The organism is Azospirillum sp., from assembly GCF_035627195.1.
Lineage (GTDB): Bacteria > Pseudomonadota > Alphaproteobacteria > Azospirillales > Azospirillaceae > Azospirillum.
This window is the reverse complement of record NZ_DASPMG010000255.1, coordinates 1-9012: the sequence shown is the minus strand read 5'-3', so window position 1 is coordinate 9012 and position 9012 is coordinate 1. Positions and strand designations below refer to the sequence as shown.

Below are 9012 nucleotides of genomic sequence, written 5' to 3'. Positions count from 1 at the left end.
GCAGAGGCCCGAGTTAGGGAGGAACGCAATCAATTCGAGCGGCAAACGCTCGGTGCCACAAAGGCAAAGGGGGCCGAAACAGGCTCCGGTGGAACGGCGAGGGAGCCTCCGGCCCCTCGCTTTTTCATTTGCAACACAACTGCCGTAGGTAGGGTTGAGCCGAAGGCGAAAACCCAACGTGCTCGCAACACCGGCTGTGTTGGGTTCTCGCTGGCGCTCAACCCAACCTACGACTCAACCTGCGCTACGCCAGCATCATCGCCTGCTGGTCGATGGGCAGCACCGGCGGCACGCCGGCGAGCGGCACCGCGTCCTCGCCGTCCGCAACGCCGGCCGTGCCGTCATCCGTGAAGGCGTCGAAGCTCAGCGTGTCCGTCTCCGCGGCGGACGGGGGCAGGGCCTCGGCCGGGGCGTCGGCGGACCGGTTCTCGCCGTCGGCCTTGATTCGGATGTCGTCGTAATAATAGGTGCGGCTGTCGGCGCCGGTGTCGCGCCCGTCGCTCCACGCCCATTTGTAGACGCCCAGCTTCCAGTACGGCCCGTGCTCGTCGTTGAAGGCGGTGGCCATGTCCTCGTTGACGAGGCGCTTGCCGTCCCGCCACACCTCCATGCTGCCGCTGTCGTCGGTGTAGCCCCACTTGATCTTGAACTTCCAGTCGGTCCACTCGCCGACCGCGTCCTCCACCTTGCCCAGGTCGAAGGTCTCCTTGGAGTCATAGCGGCCGCTGCCGCCGCTGGGCGTGATGCGCGAGGCGTCGGCGTGCGTCTCCAGGACGAAGTGGCTTTCGCCGTCGCTCCACGGCCGGATCTGCAGGGCGGCGGCGGGGTTCTTCCAGGCCTCTCCGCTGTCGGGGAAGTCGTGCCACTGCATGAGGATTTCCGGCGTGGAATCCTCCTGCCAGCCCTCGGGGATGAGGATCTTGGCCTCGTATTCGTAGGTGTGGCCCAGCTTGGCGTTGGCGGTCTGCGACCCGGCGGCGGTGAACGCGGAATCGTCCATGCCGGCCGGCACGACCTCCGAACGCACGGAATCGTCGCTGCGCGACAGTTCGGATTTCAGCGCCGTGCGCCCGTCGACGCTTACGGTCGAAACCGGCTCGCCTTCGCGGATGAGGTTCAGGCCCGAGGTCAGCGGGTTGTCGAAAACGGCCTCGAAGAGGGTGCTCGCCATCGATTGCTCCTTGAATGGCTGCTTGAATGGAATGGCTGCCGGAACGGCGGTGCCGTCGGGGAAGCCCCGGCCACGGGCATGGCGGCGGCGGCGCGCGGCCGCGTGTCCGCCGTGCTGCGTGGGTGGGCGTCGTGGACGGGGCGTGGGCAAGAAGGGAAGACGTCGGTCTGCCCTGGTGAAGAAATACGAACGCTACGATGTCATTTGTCTGTCACTGCTTGCCAATAGATGCAGTGTTCTTCGCGGGCTGAGTCGTAGAACGTTGGAGTTTGTCGTAGCAAGGTTCGCGACGGTATAACCCATAGGGGGTTTGGTCAGATCAGAACCAACCTCATATCCCGTATTGCTATGTTTTGTCTGAAAATGCTCTTCTATGACTTGGGATTCGCCTGTGGGGACCCGGAGAGTGGCCGCGACAGGCATCGTCCGGACAGGGGGCGTCCCGGACGGCCATCCACTTTGGGTGGACTCGCTACCGTTGCTGCAGGGAGTAGGGCGAAGGGGGGTGGAGGGGCGCCCTTAAACCGGCACGGCGGCCAGCCAGGCGACCAGATCCTCGGCCACGTGGTCGATGTGCGACGCGGTGCCGACGCCGCCCTGATCCGGACGGGCCCAGTCGGCCTCGCTCTTCACCCACACCGTGGTCATGCCCAGCGCGTGCGCGGGCACCAGATTGCGGGCGATGTCCTCGACCATGCAGGCGGTGTGCGGCGCGATGGCGTGGCGGTCCAGCAACGCGCCATAGGGGCGCGGGTCGGGCTTGGGCACGTAGCCGGCCTCGACGATATCGAACACCACGTCGAAGTGGCGGGTGATGCCCAGCCGGTCGGTGACGTTGGCGGCGTGCCGGGCCGAGCCGTTGGTGTAGATCACCTTGCGCCCCGGCAGCCGTTCCAGCGCCCGGTCCAGCTCCGGCGAGGGCGCCACCGGCGTCACGTCGATGGCGTGCACGTAGTCGAGGAAGGGTACCGGGTCGACGTCGTGCTCCACCATCAGCCCGCGCAGCGTCGTCCCGTGGTCGCGGAAGAAGCGCTTCTGCATCGCCCGCGCCTCGTCGTACGGGATGCCGAAGTGGTCGGCGATGAACTCCCCGATGCGCCGGTCGACCTGCGCGAACAGGTTGCAGGAGGCGGGGTAGAGCGTGTTGTCGAGGTCGAAGATCCAGACCTCGATGTCGGGGAGCGGAGCGGCCATGGCCTGACAATGGGGCAGGGCCGGGAACCGGGCAAGGACGTTTCGCGTCGAACATGCCGGATTGCGCGAACTTTGGCGAAACGTTAGCATTTGTGGTATATCCAAGGGTCCATGCAGCCGCCGCGATTCCCCGTGCCAGCCACCGCATCCAAAGATTCCGCCGCCACCGATTTCGACACCGGGCCGCCCGGCGCGGTCACCGGCGCCTATCCGGGGCCGGCGCTACGCCTTGCCGCCGACCTGACGGTGGCGGAGGCGAACGCCGCCGCCCGCGAACTGGTGGAGGCCGACCCGCGCTGGCTCGACGACGTGCGGGCCTGGGTGGCGGCGTCCAGCGTGGCGCCGGGGCTGCGCTCCGTGCCGGTGCAGGCGCCGCGCGGCGCCATGGTGGTGGAATGGGCGGGCGTGCCGCTGCCCGGCGGCGCCACGCTGCTGCTGGGCCGTGACGCCACGCTGGAACGCCAGCTGCGCCAGACGCTGACCGAGTCGCGGCGGCGCTACAAGGATCTGGTCGAGGTCTCCAGCGACTTCGCCTGGGAAACCGGGCCGGACGGCCGGTTCGTCTTCGTCACGCCCAAGGGCGCGCTGGGCTACGCGCCCGAGTCGCTCGTCGGCCGCGACCCGCGCGACCTGACGGTGGAGGAATGGGACGATCTGCCGCTGCCCTTCGACACGCGCCGGCCGGTCGACCAGACGGAGCTGTGGCTGAAGCGCGCCGATGGCCTGCCGGCCTGCGTCGTTGCCTCCGCCCTGCCGTTGTACGCTCCGGGCGGCGATTGGGTCGGCGCGCGCGGCGTGTGCCGCGACGTGACGGAGACGGTGACCCGTTCGGCCGAGCTGGCCCGCGTCCGGAACCGCGAGAAGCTGCTGGCCCACATCGTCCACACCCTGCGCAACCGCCTGGACGCCGCCGAGGCGCTGGCGGTGGCGGCGGCCGAGACGGCGCGGGCGCTGGGCGCCGACGGCTGCCGCATCTACCGCGCGGCGGACGGCGGCGCCCTGACCCTGGCCACCGAGTTCGCCGCCGGCGGTCCGTCGGAGCTGGAGGACATGGACCTCGGCGCGCTGCTGGCGCAGGTCGCCGCGGTGGCCGACCCCGTGCCGGGCGTGCTGGGTCCGTTGCGCGTGCTGGCCTGCCGGACCGAGCACCAGCAGGCGCTGAACGGCGCCGTGCTGGTCTGGCGCGGCGACGACGCCGACCCCTGGGACGACGAGGACCGCCAGTTGATCGGCGGTGTCGCCGACCACATCGGCATCGCGCACGCCCACCTCGCCTACCAGGAGCGGCTGCGCCGCCTGTCGGAGCGCGACGGGCTGACCGGCCTGTTCAACCGCCGCACCTTCTTCGAACGGCTGGACGAGCAGCTGACCCGGCCGGACGCCGGCCCCTCGGCGCTGCTCTACGTCGACCTCGACAACTTCAAGGCGGTCAACGACCTGCACGGCCACCAGCAGGGCGACATGGTGCTGAAGGCCATCGGCACCCTGCTGACCACCGGCGTGCGTCCCGGCGACCTGCCGGGCCGCCTGGGCGGCGACGAGTTCGTGCTGTGGCTGGGCCGCACCGACGAGGAGCGCGCCAAGGTGGTGGCCGAGCGCCTGCTGGCCGGCATCCGCGAGCTGAGCCACCTGTCGGCCAGCCCGGAGAAGCCGCTGGGCCTGTCCATCGGCATCGCCGTCCACCGCCCCGGCCGCGGCGAGACGGTTCAGGAGTTGACCGACCGCGCCGACGCGGCCATGTACGCCGCCAAGGCGCGCGGCAAGGGCAACTTCGCCATCGCCCCAGAGCATATTGCCCCAGAGCACGTACCCGGTCCCGCAGGGGAGACGACTCCGTGACCCGTTCCGCCGACCCGGCCTCCCTCGACCCCAGCAACTTCGAAGCGGCCAAGGTGATGGTGCAGAGCGCCGACCCGGCCGTTCGCCGCCGCGTCGCCGAATCGCCGCACGTCCGGCCGGAGCTGCTGTACTTCCTGGCCCGCGACGCGGCCTCCGAGGTGCGCCAGGCCATCGCCACCAACGCCGGCACGCCGCGCCAGGCCGACCTGATGCTGGCCAAGGACGCCGAGGAGGCGGTGCGCGGCGCGCTCGCCCACAAGATCGCCAGCCTCGTCCCCGACCTCGCCGCCGACCAGCTCTCGCAGATCGAGCGGATGACGGTGGAATGCCTGGAGACGCTGGCCCGCGACCAGGGGACGGAGATCCGCGTCACGCTTGCCGAGGCGCTGAAGGACCTGCCCAACGCGCCGCACGCGGTGATCAACACGCTGGCCCGCGACGCCGAGCTGCAGGTCTGCGGCCCGGTGCTGCAGCACTCGCCCATCCTCACCGAGGAGGACCTGCTCGACATCATCCTGTCGGGCCCGGTGGCGGGGGCGCTGTCCTGCATCGCCGGCCGCAAGGAGGTGTCGGCCTCCGTCGCCGACGCCATCGCGCGCTCCGACGACGAGGCGGCGGTGACCGCGCTGCTCGGCAACGCGTCGGCGCAGATCCGCGAGGAGACGCTGGACCGCATCATCGACCAGGCCCCGGTGCACGAGCCCTGGCACGCCCCCCTGGTGCGCCGGCCCAAGCTGCCGGCGCGCGCCGCCGCGCGGCTGGCCAGCTTCGTCGCCGACAACCTGCTGAAGGTGCTGCAGGAGCGCACCGACCTCGACCCGGAGGCGGTGCGGCAGGTGGCCGAATCCGTGCGCACCCGTCTTGCCAAGGGCGGGACGGACGCGGCGCGCCCGCGCGGCGGACCCGTCGACCTGTGGGGCGACGAGGCGGCTGGCGAGGAGAAGCCGGTGGAGCGGCCGACCGACCGCGCCGCCCGGCTGAACAAGGAAGGCAAGCTCACCGAGAAGCTGCTGGAAGGCTCCCTGGCCGAGGGCGACCGCGCCTTCGTCATGGCCGGGCTGGCCGAGCTGGCCGGCGTGCCGCTGGGCACGGTGGACCGTATCGTCACCACCCACTCGCCGCGCGCGGTGACGGCGCTGGTGTGGCGGGCCGGGCTGACCATGCGCTTCGCCCGGCAGGTGCAGCTGCGCCTCGCCCAGATTCCGCCAAAGTCGGCGCTTAATGCTCGGGAAGGGGTCCTCTACCCGATGACCGACGACGAGATGCGCTGGCAGCTCGAATTCTTCGGCGTCGAGACCAAGTAAGGGGGATCCGGCAACGCGAGAGCCGCCGTGCGGGCGGTGGAGCCTCATGCGCATCCTTTCCCTGCTGCTGTTCCTCGTTCTCTTCGCCGCCCCCGCCGTCGCCGCCAACCCGCCCCCGGCCGATCCGGAGGAGCGCAAGGTCGCCGCCGTGTTCGAGCAGGCGCGAACCGCGCTCCAGCAGGGGCGGGGGGCGGCCGTCGTGCCGCTGCTCTCCCGCGCCACGGTCGACAAGCTGGAGGCGGTGCGCCGCGCCGCCAAGGCCGGCGACCGCGCCTCGCTGGAGCACCTCGGCCCCGGCGAGAAGTTCGCCGCCATGGGCCTGCGCCGCCACGTGCCGCCGGCCGAGCTGCGGCGCCTGGAACTGGCCAGCCTCGCCGACCACGCCGTCAGGCAGGGCTGGCTCGGCCCCAACATCATCAAGCAGAGCGCGCTCGGCCCCATGCGGGTGAAGGGCGACCGCGCCTCGGCGCTGCTGATGGTGGACAACAAGCCGGCGCTGGTGCCCGCCGACTTCGTGCGCGAGGCCGGCGGCTGGCGCATCGACCTGACCAGCGTGTTCAACTTCGGCGGCCAGATGCTGAAGGGCTTCGCCGCCATGTCCGGCAAGAGCGAGGAAGCCTACATCGGCGACCTGCTCGACAAGCTGGGCACGCAGGCGAAGGCGGGGCGGTAATTTTCTCCCTCCCCCGCCGGAGGCAGGGGAGGGGGCAAGAGCCAGCCGCGACCGATTGTCCTGGGTACACCGTCAGCGTCGCGGTGGTGGGTTGCAAGGAATCCAGAACTTGCGTTAGAGTCGGCGCGCACGCACTAAAATTGGTGCCGCTCCCACACAGGTGCCGCCGATGACCGCACCCGATGGCTTCCCGTTGGACGCGCTGGACCACCGGTCCGACGTGGAGCGGTTGGGCGTCGGCGCGTTCCCCGCGGCCACGCCCGCCACCGGCCGGTCCGGCCTGCACAGCGTCGCCTACACCGTTCCCTGCGGCCCCGCCCTGTATTCCGCGATCCTCGATCTGGCGGCGCGGCGCGGCGTTGCCGTGGTGGATCTCGTGTCCTCCGTCCTGCTGCTCACCGACCCGGCCCTGCGCGTCGCCGACCCCGGTGCCGGCGAATCGGCGTTGGAATTGCGGCTGCCGCCCGGGCTGGACGACCCGGCGATCCGCCGGGCGGTCGCCACGGCGCTGGCGCTGGCCGACCCGGCGGGCTGGCGGCTGGTCGCCGAGGCGGAGGTGGCGCGGCTGGAAGCGGCGGTCGAGACGCTGGAGTACCGCAACAAGGCGCTGGCCAACGCGCTGGAGCGGGTGTCCTTTCAGCCGCTGGACGGCGGGCTGAAGCAGGTGCGCGACGCGGCCTCGCTGTTCGGCTTCGTGAATGAGTGGTGCTTCGACGAGGACCGCGTGGTGCGCCGCTTTCGCGAACTGGCGCCCGTCTATCACCCGGACACCGGCGTGGTCGGCTGCCGCGAGCGCATGGCCCAGCTGATCGAGGCGCGCAACCTGCTGATCCGCCACGTGCGCACCGCCTACACCTCCGGGGAGTGGGTGGGGCGTCGGCGCTGACGCGCCGGACCGTTACGGCGCCAGACCCACCGTATCCACCGTCACCGTGCCGTCCAGAACGGCGCCTTCCAGGTCCGCCCCCGTCAGGTCCGCCCCCGTCAGGTCCGCCTCGCTCAGGTTGGCGCCGCGCAGGTCGGCGCCGGTCAGGATGGCGCCGGCGAAGTTCACCTTGCGCAGGTCGGCGTTGCGCAGGATGGCCATGCTCATGCGCGCGCGCTGAAGGTTGGCGCGCCAGACGTGGCCGCTCATGGTCTGGATGTGCACCGGGCCCAGCTGCGCGTCGGTCAGGTTGGCGTTCGACAGCGTGGCGCGCTCGAAGTTGATGCCGCGCAGGTCGGCCTTGGTGAAGTCCACCTTGCGCAGGTCGGACAGCGACAGGTCGGCGATGGCCAGCGTCGCCCCGGTCAGCGAGGCGCCGCGCAGCGTGATGCACTGCAGGATCGCCGCCGACAGGTTGATGCCGTCCAGCTTGCGCCCCGACAGGTCCAGCGCCGACAGGTCGGCGCGCTTGCCGTCCTTGCCGCCGCTGTCGATCCAGGCGAGGTGGGCCTGCAGGATGTCGCGCAGCTCGCGTTCCGGGTTGTCCAGCGTCTTGGCCAGCACGGCGCTGGACAGGTTGGGGGAGCGCAGCTGGCCGGCGTCCAGGATGGCGCCGATCAGGTTGGCGTTGGTGAAGTTGGTGCGGCCGATGGCGGCGCCGGTCAGCACCGCGCCGGACAGGCGGGCGCCGGACAAGTTGGCCTCCGACAGGTCGGCGTCGGTCAGGTCGCAGCCGGTCAGGTTGGTGTTGGTCAGGTTGGCGCGCTGGAACTTGGCGCCGCGCAGCACCGCGTCGGTCAGGTCGGCCTGCATGACGAAGGCGTTGGCCAGCTTGGCGCGCGACATGTCGGCGGCGCGCAGGGTGGCGGCCGTCAACTCCGCCGTGATGACCGACGAATCGAAGTTGTGTTCGCGCACCTCGCCGCTCTCGGTGTAGTGCAGCAGGGTGCCGTCGCGCAGGTCAACCTCGACCAGCACCGCCTCGCTCAGCACGGCGCCGCGCAGGCAGGCGCCGCGCAGGTCGGCCCGGCGCAGGTCCGCCTTCTCCAGGTTGGCCAGCCGCAGATCGGCGGCGTAGAGGTTGGCGTTCTGCAAATTGGCGCCGGTCAGGCGCGCGCTGAACAGCTTGGCGCCGGACAGGTCGGCGTCCGACAGATCGATGCCGGAAAGGTCGAGGTGCGACAGGTCGCGCATCTTCAGGCTGGCGCGCACGCCGCCCGGCTGGCTCTTCCGGAAGGCCTGGTGGCGCAGCAGGATGGCGTTGAGCTGACTCTGGGTCAGTTTCGTGCGCGGCGAACTGGACCCGAAGCCCTGCGACGAGGACATTCCCCGATCCTCTCTTGGTAAGGCACCACAGGTTGCCGCAAAGCGACGAAGAAACGGTTAACCGCCGCTAAGAATTGTCACAAATAGACATATATGCGCGAGCACGACCGCTGTCCATTGCACCTTTCGGCGGCGCCGCCCCCGCGGAAGGTCCGTGGCGGTAAGGCCATGCCCGGTTAGGCCGTGGCCGATTAAGGCTGTGGTTGACTCCGGCCCCCCGCCGTCCGTATGGTGCGCCCCCAGCTCTGACGAGCCCGAGGGTATCGCGTCTTCACGCGCCCCGCCAGTCCGCGAGTATCGCGCACTGGCGCGTTTGCGTTTGGCGGCACGGTGCCCAAAGCGCCCGGCGGAGCCCCGCTGAACCCGCCCCGCTAACCCCGCCCGCTAACCCCGCCCGCTAACCCCGAGGATCCCATGTTCGAAGGCTTGACCGGACGTTTGGGCGACATCTTCGACAAGCTGCGCCGCCGCGGCGCGCTGAGCGAGGAGGACGTCTCCGCCGCTCTGCGCGAGGTGCGCATCGCGCTGTTGGAGGCCGACGTCGCCCTGCCGGTGGTCAAGCAGTTCGTCAATCAGGTCA

Annotated in this window: 8 protein-coding genes; 5 read left to right on the top strand and 3 right to left on the bottom strand. The window is 70.5% G+C overall.

The annotated features are described in order from the left end of the window. Positions 1-244: 244 nt before the first annotated feature. Together VED21_RS22860 and VED21_RS22855 are read right to left on the bottom strand one after the other, a co-directional pair. Positions 245-1171, bottom strand: a complete 927-nt coding sequence (locus VED21_RS22860) for a polysaccharide lyase (RefSeq protein WP_324886370.1) — start codon at positions 1169-1171, stop codon at positions 245-247. A gap of 519 nt (positions 1172-1690) precedes the next feature. After that, a complete protein-coding gene (locus VED21_RS22855) occupies positions 1691-2365 on the bottom strand; it encodes a pyrimidine 5'-nucleotidase (RefSeq protein ID WP_324886369.1) in 675 nt (224 codons plus the stop codon). Positions 2366-2497: 132 nt separating this feature from the next. Between VED21_RS22855 and VED21_RS22850 the strand changes: the two genes are divergently transcribed. The 4 genes from VED21_RS22850 to VED21_RS22835 all read left to right on the top strand — a co-directional run bounded on the left by VED21_RS22850 (position 2498) and on the right by VED21_RS22835 (position 7067). Further along, positions 2498-4204, top strand: a complete 1707-nt coding sequence (locus VED21_RS22850; protein ID WP_324886367.1) for a sensor domain-containing diguanylate cyclase — start codon at positions 2498-2500, stop codon at positions 4202-4204. After that, a complete protein-coding gene (locus tag VED21_RS22845; protein WP_324886364.1) occupies positions 4201-5508 on the top strand; it encodes a DUF2336 domain-containing protein in 1308 nt (435 codons plus the stop codon). The genes VED21_RS22850 and VED21_RS22845 overlap by 4 nt, the downstream gene beginning before the upstream one ends. Positions 5509-5554: 46 nt before the next feature. After that, on the top strand, positions 5555-6181 hold the full coding sequence (locus VED21_RS22840; protein WP_324886362.1) for a hypothetical protein: 627 nt from the start codon (positions 5555-5557) through the stop codon (positions 6179-6181). A 169-nt stretch (positions 6182-6350) separates the two neighbouring features. Then, positions 6351-7067, top strand: a complete 717-nt coding sequence (locus tag VED21_RS22835; protein ID WP_324886360.1) for a hypothetical protein — start codon at positions 6351-6353, stop codon at positions 7065-7067. A 12-nt stretch (positions 7068-7079) separates the two neighbouring features. Here VED21_RS22835 and VED21_RS22830 read toward each other — a convergent pair whose 3' ends face one another. Next, positions 7080-8432 carry a pentapeptide repeat-containing protein gene (locus VED21_RS22830; RefSeq protein WP_324886358.1) on the bottom strand — a complete coding sequence of 451 codons (1353 nt, stop codon included), beginning with the start codon at positions 8430-8432 and terminating at the stop codon, positions 7080-7082. A gap of 414 nt (positions 8433-8846) precedes the next feature. Between VED21_RS22830 and VED21_RS22825 the strand changes: the two genes are divergently transcribed. Next, on the top strand, positions 8847-9012 hold a 166-nt coding region (locus tag VED21_RS22825; RefSeq protein WP_324886372.1), incomplete at its 3' end, for a signal recognition particle receptor subunit alpha.